The 1,000-nt window shown below is 50.4% G+C and carries 1 protein-coding gene; it reads right to left on the bottom strand.

The features are described from left to right. On the bottom strand, window positions 1-1,000 hold a 1,000-nt coding region (locus KDK18_RS10290), incomplete at both ends, for a hypothetical protein (RefSeq protein WP_257254812.1).

Genomic DNA, 1,000 nt, shown 5'->3' with positions numbered 1-1,000 from the left:
TTTCAAAGGCAATATCGTCAAGAACGTAGTTGGCGATGACCGCAGCGGCGTACTCCTTCATGCCGGCAACAGACTCTTTCATACCCGCTGGACCAGTGGCGGTCACAGTCACAGGAGTAAAGGTGCTCTGCATGAATTCCTCTACACCCTTGTCGGATAGCATCTGGACATTAGCCCTGAAGAGTGGCACATTGACGCCGTGTTTGTGGGCAAGGAAATGTTCAAATTCAGCCACTGTCTGATATCCATCGATTTCTCTGACGACCTTCATGTAGTTCTCAAGTTCAACCTTGCTGATCAGACCTTCATGCAGCAGAGTGATGATCCTGTTACCACTGGCAGAACGGGTAGCGAAGTATTCCGAGAAGCTCTTCAGATCCTTTGGTTCATAGTTGACGTGGTGAATGCCTGCTTTGCCCATGCCGCGAATTTCGTCGTCGTATTCTTGTGCCCCTGTCGCTAGTTCAAGCCTGGCCCTGCGCGTAAGAATCTGGATTTCTTTGAGGGCATTCCCGGGTTGATCTCCAACAGGCTCGGGAGAGGATTCAGGGAAGGTCGCCTTCAGGCTCCTGAAAACTTCCACAATCCGACTGGCCTGTTTAAAAGTCAGTTTGTCTCCGATCAGTGCCTGCATGCGAATCGCTGCAAATTCATCGTCAAAATTGAAAGTCTCAAGCAATGGTGTTATTCCACCGCTTTTTCTTGCCACTTCTGACAGGCCAATTGCGGCTTCAAGAGCTTGCTTTTTGAGAGAGTGCTGCTGCGTGAATTTGTGGATAGCCTGCAGAACTTTTGCCTGTTTCGGAGTGTACTGGAAGGGACCACCGTCACTTTCGACGGCTTCCTCTGCAGCCTTCAGGGCCTCTTTCATTCTCTGAATGCCTGCTTCCCTGGTTTCAATCTCAGCTTGCAGATCAGCCTGTTCCTGAATCAGTTGCCGGATCTTGCCGCCAGTACCATCATCACCGCCCAGTTGTACCTGTTTGTTTCTCAGGGCATT

Source organism: Endozoicomonas sp. SESOKO3, from assembly GCF_024606255.1.
Note: the sequence above shows the minus strand (reverse complement) of the source record. Positions and strands in the feature narration are given on the sequence as shown.